The 19,369-nt window shown below is 68.3% G+C and carries 19 protein-coding genes; 9 read left to right on the plus strand and 10 right to left on the minus strand.

The annotated features are described in order from the left end of the window. Nucleotides 1-17 precede the first annotated feature (17 nt). Nucleotides 18-926 carry a LysR family transcriptional regulator gene (locus tag HMPREF2833_RS06760; protein ID WP_070637063.1) on the plus strand — a complete coding sequence of 303 codons (909 nt, stop codon included), beginning with the start codon at nucleotides 18-20 and terminating at the stop codon, nucleotides 924-926. On the opposite strand, the gene HMPREF2833_RS06765 is transcribed toward HMPREF2833_RS06760, so the two are convergent. From HMPREF2833_RS06765 to HMPREF2833_RS06790, 6 genes are all read right to left on the minus strand, one after another. After that, nucleotides 911-1,549, minus strand: coding sequence for a TrmH family RNA methyltransferase (locus tag HMPREF2833_RS06765; RefSeq protein WP_047978388.1), 639 nt, complete (start codon nucleotides 1,547-1,549; stop codon nucleotides 911-913). The two genes, HMPREF2833_RS06760 and HMPREF2833_RS06765, sit on opposite strands and share 16 nt — an antisense overlap. Beyond that, entirely contained in the window at nucleotides 1,542-2,123 is a 582-nt protein-coding gene (gene pyrE / locus HMPREF2833_RS06770) for an orotate phosphoribosyltransferase (protein WP_047978387.1), read from the minus strand. The genes HMPREF2833_RS06765 and pyrE overlap by 8 nt, the downstream gene beginning before the upstream one ends. 155 nt (nucleotides 2,124-2,278) lie before the next feature. After that, nucleotides 2,279-2,902, minus strand: coding sequence for a thymidine kinase (locus HMPREF2833_RS06775; protein ID WP_047978386.1), 624 nt, complete (start codon nucleotides 2,900-2,902; stop codon nucleotides 2,279-2,281). Nucleotides 2,903-2,908: 6 nt separating this feature from the next. Then, nucleotides 2,909-4,279: an agmatine deiminase family protein gene (locus HMPREF2833_RS06780; RefSeq protein ID WP_070637064.1), complete on the minus strand. Its 1,371-nt coding sequence runs from the start codon at nucleotides 4,277-4,279 to the stop codon at nucleotides 2,909-2,911. A gap of 179 nt (nucleotides 4,280-4,458) precedes the next feature. After that, entirely contained in the window at nucleotides 4,459-5,367 is a 909-nt protein-coding gene (locus HMPREF2833_RS06785) for a CPBP family intramembrane glutamic endopeptidase (RefSeq protein WP_141756163.1), read from the minus strand. Between the two features lie 172 nt (nucleotides 5,368-5,539). After that, nucleotides 5,540-6,772 carry a multidrug effflux MFS transporter gene (locus HMPREF2833_RS06790; protein ID WP_070637068.1) on the minus strand — a complete coding sequence of 411 codons (1,233 nt, stop codon included), beginning with the start codon at nucleotides 6,770-6,772 and terminating at the stop codon, nucleotides 5,540-5,542. A 96-nt stretch (nucleotides 6,773-6,868) separates the two neighbouring features. Between HMPREF2833_RS06790 and HMPREF2833_RS06795 the strand changes: the two genes are divergently transcribed. The 3 genes from HMPREF2833_RS06795 (at nucleotide 6,869) to HMPREF2833_RS06805 (ending at nucleotide 9,641) form a co-directional block, all read left to right on the plus strand. Further along, nucleotides 6,869-7,462 carry a TetR/AcrR family transcriptional regulator gene (locus tag HMPREF2833_RS06795; RefSeq protein ID WP_047978383.1) on the plus strand — a complete coding sequence of 198 codons (594 nt, stop codon included), beginning with the start codon at nucleotides 6,869-6,871 and terminating at the stop codon, nucleotides 7,460-7,462. A gap of 101 nt (nucleotides 7,463-7,563) precedes the next feature. Beyond that, the gene (locus HMPREF2833_RS06800; RefSeq protein ID WP_070637070.1) at nucleotides 7,564-8,529 is read left to right on the plus strand and encodes a DMT family transporter; all 966 of its coding nucleotides are present in this window, start codon (nucleotides 7,564-7,566) and stop codon (nucleotides 8,527-8,529) included. Nucleotides 8,530-8,720: 191 nt separating this feature from the next. After that, nucleotides 8,721-9,641, plus strand: coding sequence for an NADP-dependent oxidoreductase (locus tag HMPREF2833_RS06805; RefSeq protein ID WP_168165724.1), 921 nt, complete (start codon nucleotides 8,721-8,723; stop codon nucleotides 9,639-9,641). Between the two features lie 207 nt (nucleotides 9,642-9,848). On the opposite strand, the gene HMPREF2833_RS06810 is transcribed toward HMPREF2833_RS06805, so the two are convergent. Further along, the gene (locus tag HMPREF2833_RS06810; protein ID WP_070637076.1) at nucleotides 9,849-10,607 is read right to left on the minus strand and encodes an SDR family NAD(P)-dependent oxidoreductase; all 759 of its coding nucleotides are present in this window, start codon (nucleotides 10,605-10,607) and stop codon (nucleotides 9,849-9,851) included. Between the two features lie 492 nt (nucleotides 10,608-11,099). On the opposite strand from HMPREF2833_RS06810, the gene HMPREF2833_RS06815 reads away from it, so the two are divergent. The 3 genes from HMPREF2833_RS06815 to HMPREF2833_RS12140 all read left to right on the plus strand — a co-directional run bounded on the left by HMPREF2833_RS06815 (nucleotide 11,100) and on the right by HMPREF2833_RS12140 (nucleotide 16,028). Further along, nucleotides 11,100-11,591, plus strand: coding sequence for a hypothetical protein (locus tag HMPREF2833_RS06815; RefSeq protein ID WP_070637078.1), 492 nt, complete (start codon nucleotides 11,100-11,102; stop codon nucleotides 11,589-11,591). Nucleotides 11,592-11,846: 255 nt separating this feature from the next. Then, nucleotides 11,847-13,868, plus strand: a complete 2,022-nt coding sequence (locus tag HMPREF2833_RS06820) for an AMP-binding protein (RefSeq protein ID WP_070637081.1) — start codon at nucleotides 11,847-11,849, stop codon at nucleotides 13,866-13,868. A 408-nt stretch (nucleotides 13,869-14,276) separates the two neighbouring features. Next, nucleotides 14,277-16,028 (plus strand): ATP-dependent nuclease, encoded by a 1,752-nt coding sequence (locus HMPREF2833_RS12140; protein ID WP_168165715.1) that lies wholly within the window; start codon nucleotides 14,277-14,279, stop codon nucleotides 16,026-16,028. 51 nt (nucleotides 16,029-16,079) lie between these two features. Here the strand turns inward: HMPREF2833_RS12140 and HMPREF2833_RS12355 are convergent, their stop codons facing one another. Beyond that, nucleotides 16,080-16,664, minus strand: coding sequence for a hypothetical protein (locus tag HMPREF2833_RS12355; protein ID WP_135010876.1), 585 nt, complete (start codon nucleotides 16,662-16,664; stop codon nucleotides 16,080-16,082). 508 nt (nucleotides 16,665-17,172) lie between these two features. On the opposite strand from HMPREF2833_RS12355, the gene HMPREF2833_RS06830 reads away from it, so the two are divergent. Next, nucleotides 17,173-17,538, plus strand: coding sequence for an SdpI family protein (locus tag HMPREF2833_RS06830; protein ID WP_070637084.1), 366 nt, complete (start codon nucleotides 17,173-17,175; stop codon nucleotides 17,536-17,538). A gap of 135 nt (nucleotides 17,539-17,673) precedes the next feature. Here HMPREF2833_RS06830 and HMPREF2833_RS06835 read toward each other — a convergent pair whose 3' ends face one another. Beyond that, nucleotides 17,674-18,318, minus strand: coding sequence for a hypothetical protein (locus HMPREF2833_RS06835; RefSeq protein WP_246829089.1), 645 nt, complete (start codon nucleotides 18,316-18,318; stop codon nucleotides 17,674-17,676). A gap of 114 nt (nucleotides 18,319-18,432) precedes the next feature. Beyond that, nucleotides 18,433-18,726: a putative quinol monooxygenase gene (locus HMPREF2833_RS06840; protein WP_070637086.1), complete on the minus strand. Its 294-nt coding sequence runs from the start codon at nucleotides 18,724-18,726 to the stop codon at nucleotides 18,433-18,435. A gap of 192 nt (nucleotides 18,727-18,918) precedes the next feature. Here HMPREF2833_RS06840 and HMPREF2833_RS06845 point away from each other — a divergent pair, with 192 nt between their 5' ends. Continuing rightward, nucleotides 18,919-19,269, plus strand: coding sequence for a hypothetical protein (locus tag HMPREF2833_RS06845; RefSeq protein ID WP_246829090.1), 351 nt, complete (start codon nucleotides 18,919-18,921; stop codon nucleotides 19,267-19,269). Nucleotides 19,270-19,369: the final 100 nt, after the last annotated feature.

The following is a 19,369-nucleotide window of genomic DNA, read 5'->3' on the forward strand; positions in this document are numbered from 1 at the left end:
CCCCGAGAGGAGACCCCGTGCTGAACGTGGACCGGCTCAGGATCCTGGCCGAGCTCAGTCGACTGGGCACCCTCACGGCGGTGGCCGAGACCCTCTCCTACAGCACGTCTGCGGTGTCCCAGCAGCTGCACCAGCTGGAGAAGGACGTGGGGGCGCCGCTCGTGGAGCGGGTGGGCAGGCGGCTCGCGCTGACCGACCAGGGCACCATCCTGGCCGGGCACGCCCGCACGATCCTCGCGGACCTGGAGCGTGCGGAGGCGGACGTGCTCGCCGCCGCGAGCGAGCCGCGCGGCACGGTCACAGTGGCGGCGTTCCAGTCGGTCGCGACCACCCTGGTGCCGGCCGCGGTGGGCATCCTGCGTCGCGAGCACCCCGGGATCGAGGTGGTCTTCCGGCTGGGTGAGACCGACGAGGCCCTGGCCGCACTGCCCGGCGCGGGTGTGGACGTGGTGATCGCCGAGAGCTACCCCGGCGCGGTCACACCGCCCACGCCCGGGGTGGTGCTGGTGCCGCTGCTCGAGGATCCGCTGCGGCTGGTCGTGAGCGCGGAGCGCGCGGCGCTGCTGGACCCGGGCCAGGACGTCCTGGGCCAGCTGGCCGACGCCGCCTGGGCCGGCGAACCGCAGCACACCCCGCCGCGCGAGTGGCTGGGTGAGCGGTGCCGACGCCGCGGCTTCGAACCGCGCGTCACGTGCGTCTCCGAGGACCTCTTGGTGCAGGCGGCATTCGTGGCGGGCGGGCACGCGGTGGCCGTGCTGCCGGAGCTGGCACTGGGCTCCGCCCCGGAGGGGATCGTGACCCTGCCCCTGGATGATCCCGCCCCGTGCCGCACGATCACCGCCGCGTGGCGGGAGAGCGCGCGGAACCACCGGGCGGCGCAGGCGGTGCTGGAGGCGCTGCGGTGGGCCGTTCAGCCGACCCGCTGACCGAACACGTGCCGGCGGATCCAGGCGTGCATCGTTACCGCTGCTGCGGCCCCCGCGTTGATCGAGCGGGTGGAGCCGAACTGCTCGATGGCCAGCACCGCGTCCGCCTGGTCCACAAGCTCCTCCGAGACCCCCGGGCCCTCCTGGCCGAAGACCAGGACGCAGCGCTCGGGCAGGTCGAACGTTTCGATCAGCTGCGAACCGGGGACGTTGTCGATGGCCAGCACCGCGAGCCCCTCACCGCGCGCCCACTCCACGAACTCCGCGACGCTCGCGTGGTGGCGCACGTGCTGGTAGCGGTCGGTGACCATGGCCCCGCGGCGGTTCCAGCGGCGCCGCCCGATGATGTGGACCTCGCGCGCCAGGAAGGCGTTGGCAGTGCGCACCACGGAGCCGATGTTGAAGTCGTGCTCCCAGTTCTCCACCGCCACGTGGAAGGCGTGGCGCCGCGTGTCCAGGTCCGCGATGATCGCGTCCATGCGCCAGTAGCGGTACGGGTCCGCCACGTTGCGACGGTCGCCGTTACGCAGCAGCTCGGGGTCCCAGTGCTCCCCGGTGGGCCACTCGCCGGGCCAGGGGCCTACGCCGACCACGCGGTCAGCGGGAAGCTCCGGCTCAGTCAAGCCCCAGCTCGTCCTTGGAGTAGGCGTACAGGCACGGGACGCCCGCGGTCTCCTCGATGCGCTCCTTGGCGCCGGTGCGGCGGTCCACGATCACGGCCACGGCCACCACGTTCGCGCCCGCCTTCTGCAGGGCCTCCACCGCGGTGAGCGCGGAGCCGCCCGTGGTCGAGGTGTCCTCCACGACCACCACATTGCGGCCCACCACGCTGGGGCCCTCCACCTGGCGGCCCATGCCGTAGGACTTCTGGGCCTTGCGCACCACGAACGTGTCGATCGCGCGGTCCTGGTCCCCGGCGGTGCGCATGATTGCGTGGCCCACCGGGTCAGCGCCCATGGTGAGGCCGCCGGCGGCGTCGAACGCGATGCCCGCCTCGTCCAGCAGACCCAGCATCACCTGACCCACGTAGCGCGAGGCCTCGTGGTGCAGCGTCACCCGCCGCAGGTCCACGTAGTAGTCCGCCTCGATGCCGCTGGCCAGCGTGACCCTGCCCCGCACCACGGCGAGGTCCTTGATGAGGTCGCGCAGGCGCTCGCGGGCGGTGTCCAGGTCCACGGGAGAGAAGTCGGTGTTCATGCGCCCAGCTTACGGGCCCGGGCGGCGCGGCAGCGGGGACGACGGCGCTCGGTCACCCCACTCGGGTGACCTCACGGCCGTGGGCAGACCAGACCCGGGCCGCCGAGGTGCCTTGGCAGGGAAGCCGGGGCTGCGGCGTCGTCATCGCGCGGGCCTCATCCCAGCCGACCGCCGGACTCGCGCAGGTAGCACGCCGCGCACAGGGACTCGTAGGTCACGGCCACACCGTCGATGGCCACCTGGTCCCCCTCGAACACGAAGTCCTCCCCCGCCCTGCGGGTGTTGAACACCGCCTTGCGACCGCAGCGGCAGATGGTCTTGAGCTCCTCGAGCGAGTGGGCGAGTTCCATGAGTCGCTCGGAGCCGGGGAAGGAGCGGGTGCGGAAGTCCGTGCGGATGCCGTAGGCCATCACGGGAACCTCGGAGAGCACCGCGATGCGCAGCAGGTCGTCCACCTGCTCGGCCTCGAGGAACTGGGCCTCGTCCACCAGCAGGCACGCCACGGGCTGGGCCTCCACGTGCTCGAGCAGTGCGTCCGGGTCGTCGCCCAGGGCGTGGCGCTTGAACAGCCCCATGACGCTCTCACCCGGCGGGATGAGGAAGTCCACTGACCGGGTGACACCCAGGCGGGAGAGGATCTGGTCCTCGCCCTTGGTGTCCACGCGGGGCTTGGCGAGCAGCACACGCTGCCCGCGCTCCTCGTAGTTGTAGGCGGCCTGGAGCAGCGCCGTGGATTTCCCGGAGTTCATCGCGCCGTAGCGGAAGTAGAGCTTGGCCACGGTCGGTCAGTCTATCGACGCGCGCAGCCACGCCTTCGAAGGGCGCGGCCAGCGCTGCACCCGGCCGTCCTCGGAGGTGGCCTCCACCGCGTACTCGATCTCTCCGGAGTCCGGGCCCTGTGGCAGGTGGGCCGTGTACTCGCCGTTCAGCGCGGTCTCCCGCATGGGCGTACGGGTGGTCTCCGCGTCGTCCGCCTGGCGGCTCAGCAGGGCCACCGCCTTCACCCGGGTGCCGCCGCAGCCCTCAGCGCGCACGCGCATCAGCGAGGGGTTCTCGGGCCCGGGGCGGCGCACGGACACGTGCATCATCCTCGGGTCGAACACCCCGCGCACGCGGCAGTGCAGCACGTCCCCGTCCCGCCAGCCGGTGGGGCCCGTGTTGCGGGGGTTGCGCACCGCGTGGGGCTCCTTGTCGAAGGAGAACGTGTACCCGCGGACCTCGTAGCCCGGCATGGCCTCGCGCCACTGCTCCAGGGCCGTCTCGTCCTCGGGGATGCCGTAGCGCGGCACGTAGACCACCTTGTTGAGCACCACCGAGTTCACGTACGGCGCCAGCCCACCGTGGGGACTGATGCCGGTGTCCATGCGCAGGATCTCGAAGGGCCGCCCCCAGCGGGTGAGCAGCGGTTCCAGGTGCTCGGTCACGATCGCGTCGTAGCGCTCCCGCAGCGGGTGGTCGGCGGGCGGGCGCAGTACCAGCAGCCGCTCCTCGTCCAGGACCTTGAGCAGGCAGTCCGCGTGCTGGATGCCCCAGTTCTCGTAGTCGGGCAGCACCGCGTGCTCGCTCATGCCCGTGGCCGCGGAGGCGTCCTGGCGCACCTCGTCCCACGTGGCGCCGTCGAACGCGTTCTCCGCCACGAGCACCTGGGTGCTGATGAGCAGGTCGTGGCCGTCCGAGAGCACGTTGCCCCCGGTGAAGGCGTGCGGGAGCCTCTCGAACGGCAGCCCCAGCGCCCGGGCGAGCGCGGGCTGGGCACGCTGGTCCACGGGCTCGTACTCGAGTGCGGCGAGGGGCTCCCGGTCCGCGGTCTCGAGGGGCGCGCCCGGTTCGTGGGCCGTGAACGGGGTGGCGTAGACGTACCGCGGGCCCACGCACCACAGCTGACCGTGCTCGTCCATCACGGGGTGCGGACCCCAGTCGCGTACCCACACGGCGTCGTCACCCTGCGGCGCACGGACGAACGTGACCCGGTCCGGGGAGACGCCCTGGGACGCGAACCACGAGGCGGCGTCGTTCTCCCAGGCGGCGTCCGTGACGAGGACCCAGAGGTGCTCGTCCAGCGCGAGGTCCCGCAGCAGGGCACCCGGCAGCGCCGCGGGCCACGTGACGAATGCCCCGAGCGCGGGCTCCCATTCGGCGACGAGTCGTTTCTTCACGGGAAAGCGCCTTTCCATGCCGGCAGAAGTTGGGAGGTCACGGCCCCTGCCCCGGCCGCGTGCTGCGCACCCTTCACCCTAGCGTCAGCAGGCTGGGGATCCTCCGCGTGCCCGGAGGGAAGGCGCCATGCAGGGCCAGGGCTCGACCTCACGAGGATGCACGGAAGTGCTGCGGCCCCTCAGCGGACGCGCCCCGCCACGGCGCGACGCCGCCGCCCCACGACCACCAGAGCCACGGACCCGACGACGAACATGACCAGCGGGATCACGGAGCCCTCGAGCCCGAAGGATCCGCCCGTGAGCAGCGCGGAACTGCCCTCACCGGGGGTGTAGTGACCCACTGAGGTGCCCATGGTCGTGTGGGACACGGGAGCGCCCCACAGGTTGCCCTGGCTCCAGTTCCAGAACGTGTGGAACGCACAGGCACCCCACAGGCTCCCGGAGACCCACACCCACAGGCCCAGGAAGACGGCCACGCCGCACAGGTTCGCCCAGGCCACCCACGTGAGGCCGCCGTTGGCGCCGTGCAGCGCGGCGAAGACGATCGTCTGGACCACCATGGCGGCCACGAACCCCCAGCGGGGCGTGACGGCCTGCATCAGGTAGCCGCGGTCCGCGATCTCCTCGGTGGATGACTGGATGGCGAAGCCGATCAGCAGCACGAGCGCCAGGGGCAGCATGCCCCACGTGGGTGCGCCGAGGGAGGCAGTGCCCAGCACCACGTTGAGCCCCACGGTGACGGTGGTCATGACCACCGCCAGGACGGCTCCGATCAGGATGTGCCGCCCGGCGCCCCCGCGGAACCCGAGGGACGCCACGGGGCGCTTCTCCTTGAACCGCACCCACGCGAAGAACAGCAGCATGGGGAGGATGAAACTGGCCGTCAGCAGCATCTGGCCCCCGAAGGAGTCCGTGGGCAGCATCAGGGCGAGGGGAGCCACGGGGAGCTGGCCGAGGCCCATGATGAGCAGGGCCACGACGATCCCCAGGACGGGGCCGGTGGGGCGCCGGGCCTCCACCATCCCGTCCAGCGCGTGAGCTGAGGCCGGCGTGCTTGTGGGTGCCGGAGTGGGGTGGTGTGCGGGCACGGGGGCTCCTCGGTGTCCAGGCCCGGTGAGCGGTGGTGCCCCCGGGTCCACCGCACACGCTATGCGCTGCCGCGCGCCCTGCCCAGTCTGCGGCGCGTTGCGGCCGCGCGCGTGGTCCTTGTCCCACGTGGGCCGACGACGCCGCCCGGCCGACTCCCGCGCGGACGGAACCTCAGACGCGGTGCACCGCGGCGGTCCAGCGCAGTGCCACCAGGGCGAACCCCAGGGACACCACCGCGACACCGAGCATTGTGGCGGCCCACGCCCACGGGGCGAAGGACGCGGGGAAGGCGATGAGCGCCGTCGTGAGCGCACCGGAGAGGAACTGGGTGGCGCCGAGCAGCGCGGAGGCCGCCCCCACGTTCGTGGTGGCCGAGGACATGCACAGGGACATGAAGGCGGGCTCGCACGCACCCAGGCCCAGGAGCCCGAAGCCCACGCTCAGGGCCAGCAGGAACAGGGAGTCCGTGAAGACGGCCGAGCACGTGGCCAGGACTCCGCCGGCGACCATGATGGCCATGCCGAAGACCCCCAGCTGGCCGGTGGTCATGCGGGGCGCGAGACGGTGGCCCATGACCGCGCCGCCCACCGAGGCCAGGCCGGTCGCACCGAAGATCATGCCGAAGTCCGCCTGCCCCACGCCGTAGTGGTCCTGGTACACGTAGGACGCGCCACCCAGGTAGCAGAATAGGTACACGAAGGTGCCCGCGAGCGCCCCCAGGGGCACCAGCATCCGGCGGGAGCGCAGGTGCCCGGCGTAGGCGCGCAGCACGGGTGCGAAGGCCAGCGGGACCCGCCGCTCCGCGGGCAGGGACTCGGGCAGCCAGCGGAACACGATGCCCAGGGACACGGCCCCGATCAGCGCAAGCACCAGGAACACCGGGCGCCACCCGAAGAGCTCGCCCACCCAGCCGCCCACGGCCGGGGAGATCATGGGGATCACCGAGGTCACGGTGACGAGCACGGCGAAGGCGCGGGTGGCGGCGTCGCCGGAGACACGGTCCCGCACGGCGCTGTTGATCACCACGAACGCCATGGCCGCCCCCGCCCCCTGGAGCATGCGGGCCACCACGAGCACGGCCATGGAGGGCGCCGCGGCGGCGAGCAGGCAGGCCGCGATGAAGATGGTGAGTCCCAGCAGCAGCGGGCGGCGCCGCCCGAACGCGTCCGTGACGGGTCCCGCAACCAGCTGCCCCGCACCGAGCATGATGAGGTAGCCGGTGAGGGTGAGCTGCACCATCCAGGACGGCGCGGCGAACTCGGCGCCGATCTCGGGCAGGGACGCGAGGTACATGTCGATCGCGAAGGGCCCCACACCCAGCACGGCGGCCAGGGAGAGGAGGAAGGAACGGGGCGGGCCCGCGGGGGCCGGCGTCACCTCGGAGGTGTTGAGGGTTGCTGTCATGGCTGAGCTTGCCTTCTTGCTGTCTCTGCCCGCACGGCGGGTGGCACTGGACGAGGATATAGCATAGTTGTACGCGTGTACTAGTTTTTAGGAGTGATGGTCATCGCAGGCACACAGGCCCGCGCCGTGGAGCGCCGAGCCGACATCCTCGCAGCAGCGTGCGAGCTGCTGGCGCGCGGGGGGACGGCCGCCGTGACCCACCGCCAGGTGGCCGAGAAGGCGGGGGTCCCCAACGGCTCCATCCGCTACTACTTCGCCACGCGGGACGCCCTGCTCACGGCGTGCGTGGAGGACATCGAGTCCCGCCGGGACGCCGAGGCCCGGCGAGTGCTGGCGGAGGCGGCCGAGGACTCCGCCCGCCCGGACCCGGAGGTCACCGCGCAGCGCATGCTCCGGGTCATCACCGGCCGGGGGCTGGAGGACGCGGAGCTGCGCGGCACCCTGTGCTGGCTCGTGGACACCACCCGGGAGAACGCGGAGCTGGCCACCGTGCTGGCCGAGGAGCGCATACGGCTCGAGGGTCAGGCACGCGAGCTGCTGCGGCTCAGCGGGTACACGAGGGTCCCCGCCGAACTGGTGATCTCCCTGGGCGAAGGCGTCATGTTCAAGCTGCACGTGGAGAACCGCACGGGCATCGCCCGGGAGACCGTGGCGGCCATGGCGGAGCTGCTCGCGTACCGGAGGGGTTGAGCCGCCCCGGATTCTCCACGCCGGGCGGTGGGCGTGCTGCGGCGACACAGTGCGCCCTCCGATTCGCCCGCGCGTCCCCGCGTGCGCTCCAATGGACGGTGATGGCCCCTCTCAGCGTGTCCCTGATCCTGCTGGCCGCCGTGGTGCACGCGGTCTGGAACATCCTGGCCAAGGGCATCCGCGGCAACGGGACCCTGTTCGTGTGGTGGTACGGGCTGGTCTCCTCCGTGGTGCTGATCCCCGTGAGCCTCCTGGAACCCGGCGCGTGGCAGTCCTGGGGGTGGCCGCTGGTGGGCGCCGCCGTGGTCTCCGGGCTGCTGCACACCGTCTACGGCACCGCCCTGCAGACCGGCTACGACCGCGCACCCCTGGGCGTGGTCTACGCCGTGGCGCGCGGCACCGGGCCCATGATCACCATGCTGGTGGCGGTCCTGTTCCTGGGCGAGCAGCTCTCTCTCACGGCCGCGGCGGGGGCCGTCGCGGTCCTGGTGGGCGTGGCCGTGGTCGCCACGTTCGGCACGCCCACCTCCACCCGGGACGACGACGCCGCCCCGCCGAACTCCTCCGCGTCCGGAACGCCGAGCCCGGAGGGTCCGGACGGGCATTCGCCGGAGGGCGACTCCCCCACCACACCCACCCGCGGGTCCGCGCTGACTGGCGTGCTGTGGGGTGCCGCGGTGGGCGCGTGCATCGCCGGGTACACCCTGTGGGACGACCACTCCATGGCCACCCTGGACCTGCCGCCCGTGCTGTACTTCGCGCTGACCTCGGTGGTCCTGGTGCTCACCCTGACCCCCAACGCGTGGCGGCAGCGGCAGGAGATGGCGCACTCGTGGGCCGTGGACCGCAACCGGATCGTCGCGGTGGGCCTGCTGTCCCCGCTCGCGTACATCCTGGTGCTGTTCGCCATGCAGTCCACCCCGGTGGCTCTGGTGGCTCCCCTGCGGGAGTCGAGCATCGTGGTGGGCTCGCTGCTCGCGTGGTGGATCTACAAGGAGAACCGCCTGGTGCCACGGCTCATCGGCTGCGCCGCGGTGCTCACGGGCATTGCGCTGATCAGCGCGTGAGCCGGGCAGGGCAGGGTCTTCGCGCCCTGACGGAACCGGCGCGGGCCGGGCGGCGGCGGGACGGGCCGTGAGGACCGGGGCCAGGACGAGCGTGCGGCGTCGTCAGGCAGACCACGTCCCGTGCACGAAAGAACTTGCCGCGGCATGGAATAAGACCCCCGCCCGGTCCTGTTGAGACGGACATGACCACGATGAAGGCGCAGACATATCAGCAGTACGGCGACACCTCCGTGCTGGAGCTCACCGACCAGCCCATGCCCAAGGTGGGTCCCGGCGAGGTCCTGGTGCAGGTCAAGGCGGCGGGCATCAACCCGGTGGACTGGAAGGTCATGTCCGGTGGGCTCGATCCCATGATGAACGCCCAGTTCCCGGCGATCCCCGGCTGGGACGTCGCGGGCGTCGTCGTGGGCAAGGGCTTCGACACCCCCGGCGTCTCCGAGGGCGACGAAGTGATCGCCTACGCCCGCAAGGACTGGATCCACGGCGGCACGTTCGCCCAGTACGTCTCCGTGCCGGTGCGCACGCTGGCCCCCAAGCCCGCGGCACTGAGCTGGGAGCAGGCCGGTGGGTTGCCGCTCGCGGGACTCACCGCGTACCAGGTGCTCACCCGACTGGGCCTCGCGGAGGGCAAGACCGTGCTGATCCACGCGGCCTCCGGTGGTGTGGGGAGCATGGGCGTGCAGATCGCCAAGGCCTTCGGCGCGCGGGTGATCGGCACCGCGTCGGCCAAGAACCACGACTACGTGCGTGAGCTCGGCGCGGAGCCCGTGGAGTACGGGGACGGCCTCGTGGAGCGCGTCAAGGAGCTCGCCCCGAACGGGGTGAACATCGTCGCGGACTTCGTGGGCGGCGTGGTGGAGGACACCGTGGCCGTGCTCGCGGACGGCGGCCAGCACGGCTCCATCGCGGACCCCGAGGTGGAGAAGCACGGCGGGCACTACATGTGGGTCTCCCCGGACGCGGAGCAGCTCACGGAACTCGCCCGCCTGGCCGACGACGGCAAGCTCACCGTCCGCGTGGACCGCACCTTCCCGCTCGAGCAGTTGCCGGACGCGTTCACGGCCAGCCAGGAGGGTCACGCCGTGGGCAAGATCGTGCTGACGGTCGACTGATCCGCGCCATGCTCCCCGGGGGCCGCGCCGACCTCAGCGGCACGACCCCCGGGGCTTTCCGCGCAGGCCGGGGCCACGCAGCTCCGGCCACCTCATGACGATGACTCGTCACGCCTGAACGTGGCGAGGCATCGTCGTGTGCGGGGCCGTGCGGCGTCGTCGCCCGGGGCTGCGTGGCCGGGCGGGACGGGTGCGCGGCAGCGAGGATCAGCGCGGCGCCATGCGCAGGGCGCCGTCCATGCGGATGGTCTCGCCGTTGAGGTAGTCGTGCTCCACGATCATCCCGGCGAGCTGCGCGAACTCCGCGGGCTGGGCCAGGCGGTGCGGGAACGGGACGGACTCCGCGAGGGCGGAGCGGTAGTCCTCTCCCACGCTGCCGAGCATGGGGGTGTCCACGATGCCGGGGGCGATCGTCATGACGCGCACGCCGCGGGAGGAGAGGTCGCGCGCGGCCGCGATGGTCAGGGAGTGCACCCCGCCCTTGGACGCCGCGTACGCCGCCTGCCCGATCTGCCCCTCGAACGCCGCCACGGACGCGGTGTTGATCACGAGGCCGCGCTGGCCAGCCTCGTCCACCGGCTCCTGCGCGGTCATCACCTCGGCCGCGAGCGCGAGCACGGTGAACGTTCCCACCAGGTTGATGCGCACCACGCGGTCGAACAGGGCGAGGTCGTGCACGCCGTTGCGGCCCACCACGCGCGCGGACGGGCCGATGCCGGCGCAGTTCACCACGGTGCGCAGCGGGGCGATCTCCGCGGCCCGAGCGACGGCGGCGCGCACCTGCTCCTCGTGGGTCACGTCCGCGGCCACGTAGGTGAGCCCCTCGACCTGGGGCGCCTTCTCGATCCCGCCCGGCAGGTCGATGCCCACGACCTTCGCCCCGCGCTCGATGAGCTGCGCGGCGGTGGCCGCCCCCAGCCCCGAGGCCGCCCCCGTGACGATCGCCGAAGTACCCGTGATGTCCATGTCCGCTCCTGCCGTTGTGGTGCGCGGCGCACGACGCCGCCCGGTTGCTGTCCCGGCCGATCGTACGGGTCCGGACGGGGTAGTTCACGTCACACCCGCTCCGGGGCTCGTGGGGTCGGGACGTGTCACACTCCCGGCCGCGGTGGAACCACCCGGACCGAGCCGCCCGTGGCAGGCGGACCTGCCCTCCACCCACCCCATACGTGATCCACCCGGCGCCGAGACCAGCGGCGCTCACAGTCCCTACCTCCTCATGGTGTGATGGTTCCCGATACTCAGGTACCGGGAACCATCGAAGCCTGGCCGTTTGGCCATTGCGGGAAACCAACTGTGACGCATTGCTGTTCGGGCGACTGGTTGTTACCTGCAACCGCACCTACCCCAACGAGGCCATTCGCAGAACCGCGTGCGGTAGGATTGCCAAACAATATTATGAAGTAGTTCGTGCGGTCGGCTGGAAGTTTTACAAGGGCTCAGGAAAGAACAACTAAAATGCACACTCAGACACCCAAGTCCTTGATAAGGTTACGAGTTGTCTTCGGGTATCTGCTCATTGGTGCCACCGGGATTTCCCTGTGGTTGAGCTGGGTCGCCAGCCGCACCACGAGCACAGCTATAGGGTTGGGACTGCTCCTGATGATGGTGTCGGTGAGCGCGCTGGGCATCGGGGCGGCTTTACTCGTCCTTGAGTCATCGCACCTAAAAAATTCACACCACCATACCCCCGTCCAGGGAATATCCCTCACTAGCGCAGCCTTCATCGCCGCAGTATCCGTCGTCGCCTCGGCTGCCGTGACATACCTGCATTTCATTACCGATGCCTCACAAGGTTTCGCCACTGCGGCAGTCAGCTACCCACCGGCCACAGCCCTGTGGTGCGGGACGCTGCTGTCTTTGACCGTATGGGTCTCTCTCATGGCCGTCATCGCCCAAGGCTCAGCAGCCCCAAGCGACGACCGCCACCCCGAGCACACGCGCACCTGAGGCCCGCACTCGCCCATCCCCCTCGAAGCGCCCCCTCCCAGCGTCCCACCGTGCGGAACGCACTCCCCAGGGCGGCTGTGTCGGCGACTTCCCTCGACCCCTCGATATTTCCCGTGACACAGACCACATCGGGGCAGGTTCCTGCAGTACGTTGGGGGAAAGTTCTCACCCGGACCCCTGGCGGCCGCACGGCCCCGGTGAACACCGTGGTTCACGGGCGCGGCACGGGGTCCCCGCACTGGAACGAGGATCCCCATGAGCGAGACCACCGCACCCCAGACCACAGCGTCCGGGCAGTCCGTCACCGAGCGTTTCCGCGCCGCACGGGACCAGCTGCTGCGCCTGCGCACGGACCTGGACGCCGCCCACGCCGAGTTCGAGTGGCCGCGCTTCGACACCTTCAACTTCGCCCTCGACTGGTTCGACGCCCTCGGCGCCGGCGAGGAGGCCGACCGCGAGGCGCTCGTGATCGTGGAGGAGGACGGCGCCCAGACCCGCCGCACCTACGCGGAGCTCTCCCGGCGTTCCTCCCAGCTGGCCACGTGGCTGCGCGGTCAGGGGGTGCAGCGCGGCGACCGGGTGATCCTCATGCTCGGCAACCAGGTGGAGCTGTGGGAGACCATGCTCGCGTGCACCAAGCTGGGCGCGCCCATGATCCCCACCACCGTGATGCTCGGGGAGAACGACCTCCGGGACCGCGTGGAGCGCGGCAACGCCTCGTGGGTGGTCACCTCCCACAGCAACGCGCTGAAGTTCGCGGACGTCCCCGGGGACTTCACGATCATCCAGGTCCCGGACCAGCCGGACCACCGCGTGCGTCCCGCCTCCGGGGCCTTCATGTCCCCCTCCGCGGACGACGACGCCGCCCCGGCCGGTTCCACGAGCCCCGGCACCTCCGGGGGCACCACCTCGTCCGCCTCCGGCGCGAACACCTCCTTGGGCACGACGTCGGGGGATGCCGCGAGCACTGCAGACGGTGCGGGTGGTGCGGAAGGCGGCGCAGCGGCGTCGTCGTCGTCCGGGAACGTGAAACTGGCGCCGATCGGGGAGCACCGCGTGCTGGACTGGGCACGGTCCTTCGACGGGCCGGAGACGTTCGAGGTGCTCGAGCCCTCGCCCGCGGATGCCACGCTGCTGCTGTACTTCACGTCCGGGACCACGTCCCTGCCCAAGCTCGTGGAGCACACGAACACGTCCTACCCGGTGGGGCACCTGTCCACGATGTACTGGATCGGGCTGGAGCCGGGGGACGTGCACCTGAACGTGGCGTCGCCGGGGTGGGCCAAGCACGCGTGGTCCAACTTCTTCGCGCCGTTCATCGCGGGCGCCACCGTGTTCCTCTACAACTACACGCGCTTCAACGCTGTGGCGCTGATGGACCAGATGGAGCGCGAGCACGTGATCTCGTTCTGCGCGCCGCCCACCGTGTGGCGCATGCTGATCCAGTCGGACCTGTCCCACCTGAAGAACCCGCCGCGCAAGACAGTGGCCGCAGGCGAGCCGCTGAACCCGGAGATCATCTCCCGGGTGAAGGCCGCCTGGGGCACGGACATCCGGGACGGGTTCGGGCAGACGGAGTCCTCCCTGCAGATCGCCAACACCCCGGGCATGCCCGTGAAGCCCGGGTCCATGGGGCGGGCGCTGCCGGGCTACGATGTGGTGCTGATCGACCCGAACACGGACCAGGAGAGCGAGACCGAGGGCGAGCTGTGCCTGCGGCTGGACCCCCGGCCGATCGGACTGACCCCCGGCTACCACGGCGACCAGAAGAAGACCGCGGACGCGTTCCGGGACGGTGTCTACCACACGGGCGACGTGGTCTCGCGGGATGCCAGTGGCGTGTTCACGTACGTGGGCCGCGCGGACGACGTGTTCAAGGCCTCCGACTACCGGCTCTCCCCGTTCGAGCTGGAGTCCGTGGTGATCGAGCACCCCGCCGTGGTGGAGGTGGCCGTGGTTCCCTCTCCGGACCCCATCCGCCTGGCGGTCCCCAAGGCGTACGTGGTGCTCGCGGACGGCCACGAACCCACCGCGGAGACCGCCGAGAGCATCCTGCACCACTGCCGCGTGAACCTCGCGCCGTACAAGCGCATCCGCCGGCTGGAGTTCGCCGAGCTGCCCAAGACCATCTCCGGCAAGATCCGCCGGGTGGAGCTGCGCCGCCGGGAGGCGCTGCTGCACCCGGACACGCTCGAACAGCCGGGCGGTTCCGGCCGCGCTCCCGTGGAGGGTGCCCGGGAGTTCGCGGACACAGACTTCCCCCCATTGTCTAATTAATAATTTCTTCAGCAATATTCTGGTAGCGCGGATGCTTGTTCCGGGTGAACGGATATGGGGGCCCGGCTCGCATTCCTCGGTGCGCACGCGTACGGATGCGCTGCTGCAGAGCATCTACTTCGAGGTCGCGGCGGAGGACCTCAGCGCTGACGGTGTATGCCTCCTCGCGCAAACTTCGCGAACCAACCCAGCTCGCCGCAAAGCGCCCTGGGATCTGGGGGACTGACGGCTGCGGGCAGATCACAAGGGGCGCATGGCATTCCGGCTACCAACACCTCATGACGGCAATCAGGGCAGACCTTTATAGTGCAGATAGCCGGGTGGGTACCAACGGGAGCTCCGACGCAGGAGAGAGGACCCTGGAGTCGAAGCAAGATGACCACCCCTCGGAGGCAGTACTGTACAAACATGCGCCTCCACCAAGTGTCAGTCAGGAAGTACCGGAGTATCGATAGGACTGCGAGCTTCGACGTCGCTGACCTCACGGTGCTCGTAGGGCCAAACAACAACGGAAAGTCGAACCTCCTCAGAGCGACCGTACTTGCGATGCAGGTCATCGAGCGATGGGCACGACTTCCATTCGAACCAACCTTGGCAATACCCGCAGGATTCGTCACAAGGGTTTCCCCACGTGGAACGCGCGTACGGGGCACGGAACCAGTCAGCTACGAATGGGAGCGCGACTTCCCCATCTTCGCCAAAGAACGCAAGGGTGCATCAAAAAAGACTGAAATTATACTTAATTTCGAGCTAACAGCCGACGAGCAGGCAGAATTTAAAGAAAAAACCGGCATCTCGATTAATGAAAACCTGCCAATAAAAGTATCCTTTAGCCAAAAGTCCGTTGAGCTCAAGATCAACAAACAGGGTCGCGGCAATCACGCTTCGCAAGTAAGGGATATAGCAAAGTTCATAGCAGAACGTGTGGCCATATTACACATAGCAGCTATTCGAACTAGCGCAATTGCCATGGCCATCACCGAGGACCTGCTTACGGCTCGACGGAGGGAGCTGTTGGAAAGCCAGCATGGCGGAAGGATTCTAGCGGAACTGGATGCAATCGATAAGCGAGCACAGGAAGAGGTGCAAACCACCCTAAAGGATACTATGGCCCGGTTTGTCCCCGAAGTCGTAGATGTTGCCCTAGAGGCCCGGTCCTTATCTCGCACTTCCGGTCTTGAGGATATTTACCTCGATGACGGTGTTCGCACTGCTTTGAACGCGAAGGGCGACGGTGTTCAAAGCCTTGTAGCCTTAGCCTTGACCCTAGAGTGGACTCGGTCATCGACGGCTACAGAAAAGGCATTAATCGTCGCTGTCGAGGAGCCCGAATCACACCTACATCCGGGCGCTGTGCGCGAATTAAAAACGGTTTTGAAGGATCTGGCATCTCAGCAACAGGTTATTGCCACCACCCACAGCCAAACACTAGTAAATCGGGATATATTGGGACAAAATGTAGTGGTTGGGAACCGAACGGCAAAGCCCGCAACGTCGCTATCTGATCTTCGCCAGGCGCTTGGCGTTCAACTTTCAGATGCCCTCGTGGCCGCAGAAGTGACAGTGATCGTCGAGGGCTTCCTAGACGCTAGAGTATTGCCGAAACTGCTCGCTCAGTTGGACCAGCGAGTGAATACATGGCATCGCGACGGCAAAATAAGCTTTGAGTCAGCGGGATCGGGCAACAAGGTGGGTGCGCGAGTTCTGGCAGCCCGCTCGATTATGACTGAACCCATTATCATTCTCGATAGTGACGACGCAGGAATGCGTGACTTGCAGAAATTACGGGACGACAACGTCCTCGAGGTAAATGATATCGTGCAGATTAAACGGCCAGGATGTGCTCATTCAGAACTTGAGGATGTTTTCCGTAGCGAAGTTTATCTTGCAGACGTAGAAAAAGCCATTGGGTTCTCCCTAAATAGCAGGCAAAAGGGATTGCTTGAGCATGGACGGGACGCGGCTTGGAGCGAGCGTTTGCAAAGAATTCTCGAAGAAGCAGGCCACCCAGAGCCCTCCAAGACCGTAAGGCAGGCCAAATATTATCTCGCTGAGGCGGTTGTCGCTGCAATCGGACACGATAAAGATGTCCTGAAAGAGGCACTTGCACCGTTATTTGGGCGCCTTATTGGTATTCTTGATCAGAAACTCGCGCACTGAACCGAGTTGCGTTTGCATGAAGGGCGGTAATCCACATTGCAATCACGAATATCAAGAGGGTGGGTACATCTCGCGGAATCGAGCGTAGGAGTCCGCATCCATCGACAGCTCCATCGCTGCGCGCTGGGAGCGGAGCTGCTCGAGAGCTAATTCTGAAACGTTAGAGTTACTCGTTCCCTCAATCAGGTCGCGAACGCGTCTCGTCAGCGGCGCACCGATTCCCTGGCGGAAGTTGAAGCCGATTAATTGCAGGACGTTTACCGTCTCTACCGACAGCAATGGAGCGAAGGTCTCGATCTGTTGTTTCGATTTTTCCGCCTCCTCCTCGTCGTCAGATGCGCCTGCCAGTGTCGTCAGCAGTGGAACGACTGTAGTCGCGATATACTGCACATCACCTGGGGTAAGCCGCTGTGCGACAAGCTCTTGTTGATAGGCCTGCGCGATGCGAGTAAGCTCATTCTTGTCCTCAATGAGATCGTTGACAATTTGCTCCAACGCTTGCGCACGTCCCTCTGCGTCACGTGACGCCCTCGCCGAGGTCACCTTGTCCTGAATCATGGCGGCGGTGTTACGCGTAAGCGTTGCGGCGAGTTGCGCTGCGAGGTCTACTACGCGAGGTGCGATCAGGTCGTCCATGCACCAAGCATCGCACGTGTGGACAACATCTGTCGACGCTGCGATCTCATCCGCGGTCAAGCGTGAGGAGCCTCAAGTCACTACAGGAGGAGCCTTTATTTACAGGCTGCTGTCTGGCCGAGAGTTGTACTATTCATAGTCCCGTCGCAGCTGAAGGCTGAGTGCACCGAACAGATAATCGAGAGCATCCTGACGCACGTGGTTCCAGATCGCGGCTGACGCTGGCGCAGGGCATTGAGGCATCCCCTGGACAGCGCCGACCTGTGCCACGTCGGGCATCTCCCCTATGAGTGTCCGTGATGGCCTGCCCCCACGGGTACGCTTCGCGCGACTGGCCATTATACCGACTGAGTGGGGCCAATGTCGGACGGTTGGGAACACATTATCGGGGGATCCCCGTTGATAATCACGGGACTGTCATCGCAGGTACAGGCGGGGGAAGGGCTTAGGGTGTTTCAGGACACTCGCAGAGACCGCTTTATCCCTCTCCCCACACGAGCAACGACACATGCGAGCACCGATCGCCGTCATCATGTCCGTGGGGGTGCTCGGGATCCTCTTCATGGTCACCCGCATGGGTGCCAGCGGGGACATGGGACGGAACGGAGCGGTCGGCATCCGCACCAAAGCCACGCAGCGCAGTGACGCCGCCTGGCACGCCGGTCACGCCGCCGCCCTCCCTGTGGCCAGGACCGCGTGTCTCGTGGTTTTGGTCGTGGACCTGATCTGCCTGGTCCTGATCTTCGCGGGGCCGGAGGCCCTCACGCCATGGCTCGGGATCGTCCCAGCCGTCGCGCTTCTGATCGCGGTGGTTCCCATAGTCCTCGCCGCCACAAAAGGCGCCGACGCCGCACCTCCAGCGTCCGGCCCCTGATCACCCTCACTTCCGGGCCTCCACGACGCCGCCGACTGCCACCGGGCTCAGCGACGGCGCGCAGCTCGAAAGCGTGGGGAGGCACCCGGGCACCGTGCGGCGTCGTCATCCCGGGACATGCACTGGTGCGACGGGTCAGACTGCGATCAGGCAGTAGATCCCGCCCAGGAACACCACCCCGTACGCCGAACCCACGATCAGCTGCGGCCAGGTGTGGGCGCCCAGCACGTGACGGCTCACGCACACCGCCAGTGCCACGGGGATGAACAGCAGACCCCACGGACCCCACGCGACGGGCAGGATCACCGCGGTGCCGCCCATCATCATCCCGTGCACCGAGATCTTCCACCACGGGCTCACCAGGGCCACGACCGCGCTCGCGGCCAGCGTGGCGGTCAGCAGACCGACGATTTCCAGCGGGCCGTGGAAGAGCAGTGTGATGGACAGGAACCCCGCCACCAGCAGGAACGTCCCGATCATGACCGGACGCCGGTGCTCCTTGACGCTCACGTGGTGGTCGGTGAGAACACCCCGGCGGGCCAGCACGGTGACGGTGGCGAGCGAGACCCCGCACACCGCGAGCGCCGCGGCCACGCCCCACGCGAGGGAGGCGAGGGTGCCGTGGACGCTCCACGGGATGACGACCAGCAGCGCCGCCAGCACGAGCGGGGCCTGGAACACCTCGGAGAGGACGACGGCCCAGGCGGGGTCCGCAGACGGAGAGCCGTCATCGCGCGCTGACCCGGCGGCGTCGTGCGAAGGTGTGGCCGACGGAATCAAGGGGCCGGACCGCGCTCGCCGGCTGGGAGCGCCGGGATCGTCAGACGGGGAGACGTCGGCAGGGTCCGGGCGCGGCGGCGTCGTCGGCCCGTCGTGGCTGCTCACGGGCGCAGATCAGAAATCGAGCGTCTCGTACGTCTCGTGCTCGTTGCTCGCCAGCGCGGGGATCGCCTGCCCCACGCCGAACTGCGCGAAGTGCTCGGAACCCACGTGGGCCTTGAACGCGGCCTTGTCCTGGTAGACCTCGAAGATGCGGAACACGGCGGGCTCCTCCGGGCTCTGGTACGCCTGGTAGTAGAGGTTCCCGGGCTCCTCGCGGGAGGCGGGCGAGAGCTCGGCGAGCGCGGCGCGCACGGTCGCCTCCTCGCCGGGCTTGGCGGTCCAGGTGGCGCTGCAGACGAAAGCCATGGGGTGTCCCTTCTCGACGTCGACGCCGGACGGTCACCGGCCCGGCTCATGCTACCGATCCGGAGGCGGGCGCCGGACGGCGGGGGCTCGTTCTGCAGCCCCGCTGCCGACCGGCGCAGTCCCCACCCCTTGTCGAACGCCTCGAGGCGGGCGAAGATCGTGGGACCAGCCGCCCCCGAGAGGAACGACCCCGTGTCCACGCCGACGACCGTTCGCATGTTCAACGAATACGGCTGCAACTGGCCGTTCTGGGGAGAGGACGGTCTCCTGGGCCAGGAAGACTTCCCCCTCCCGCCGGAACTCACCCGGGACGTCCTGGCGTGGACCCGGAACTTCAATCAGCACTTCGACCATGACAAGGGCTGGCCCACGCCGGTGCAGCGGGAGGCCAACCGCCGTGAGGGCGAACAGCTTGCGAAGCGGGTTCAGGGCGCAGTGGGCCCAGAGGTCATCATCGACCTGGACCTGTGGGAGGCGCACGTCGACGAAGCACGCCTTCCTCGGTGGAGGCGGGTCTCCCGCTCACCCTCCGAGCGTGCCTGAGAACCCTGTCTGCGTGAATTCGTCGGCACTCCTCTCCTGACGCACCGCTCTACGAGACTCGCCTGCATCCCCCACCTCCGCCGTCCCGTCCCGTTCGGCC

The sequence above is a fragment of the Kocuria sp. HMSC066H03 genome (genome assembly GCF_001812045.1).
Taxonomy (GTDB): domain Bacteria; phylum Actinomycetota; class Actinomycetes; order Actinomycetales; family Micrococcaceae; genus Kocuria; species Kocuria rhizophila.

Coding starts and splice junctions, on each gene's coding strand:
- pyrE (WP_047978387.1), bottom strand. CDS start 2,123: ATGAACACCGACTTCTCTCCCGTGGACCTGGACACCGCCCGCGAGCGC.
- HMPREF2833_RS06790 (WP_070637068.1), bottom strand. CDS start 6,772: ATGACAGCAACCCTCAACACCTCCGAGGTGACGCCGGCCCCCGCGGGC.
- HMPREF2833_RS06795 (WP_047978383.1), top strand. CDS start 6,869: ATGGTCATCGCAGGCACACAGGCCCGCGCCGTGGAGCGCCGAGCCGAC.
- HMPREF2833_RS06800 (WP_070637070.1), top strand. CDS start 7,564: ATGGCCCCTCTCAGCGTGTCCCTGATCCTGCTGGCCGCCGTGGTGCAC.
- HMPREF2833_RS06805 (WP_168165724.1), top strand. CDS start 8,721: ATGAAGGCGCAGACATATCAGCAGTACGGCGACACCTCCGTGCTGGAG.
- HMPREF2833_RS06810 (WP_070637076.1), bottom strand. CDS start 10,607: ATGGACATCACGGGTACTTCGGCGATCGTCACGGGGGCGGCCTCGGGG.
- HMPREF2833_RS06815 (WP_070637078.1), top strand. CDS start 11,100: ATGCACACTCAGACACCCAAGTCCTTGATAAGGTTACGAGTTGTCTTC.
- HMPREF2833_RS06820 (WP_070637081.1), top strand. CDS start 11,847: ATGAGCGAGACCACCGCACCCCAGACCACAGCGTCCGGGCAGTCCGTC.
- HMPREF2833_RS12140 (WP_168165715.1), top strand. CDS start 14,277: ATGCGCCTCCACCAAGTGTCAGTCAGGAAGTACCGGAGTATCGATAGG.
- HMPREF2833_RS12355 (WP_135010876.1), bottom strand. CDS start 16,664: ATGGACGACCTGATCGCACCTCGCGTAGTAGACCTCGCAGCGCAACTC.
- HMPREF2833_RS06830 (WP_070637084.1), top strand. CDS start 17,173: ATGCGAGCACCGATCGCCGTCATCATGTCCGTGGGGGTGCTCGGGATC.
- HMPREF2833_RS06840 (WP_070637086.1), bottom strand. CDS start 18,726: ATGGCTTTCGTCTGCAGCGCCACCTGGACCGCCAAGCCCGGCGAGGAG.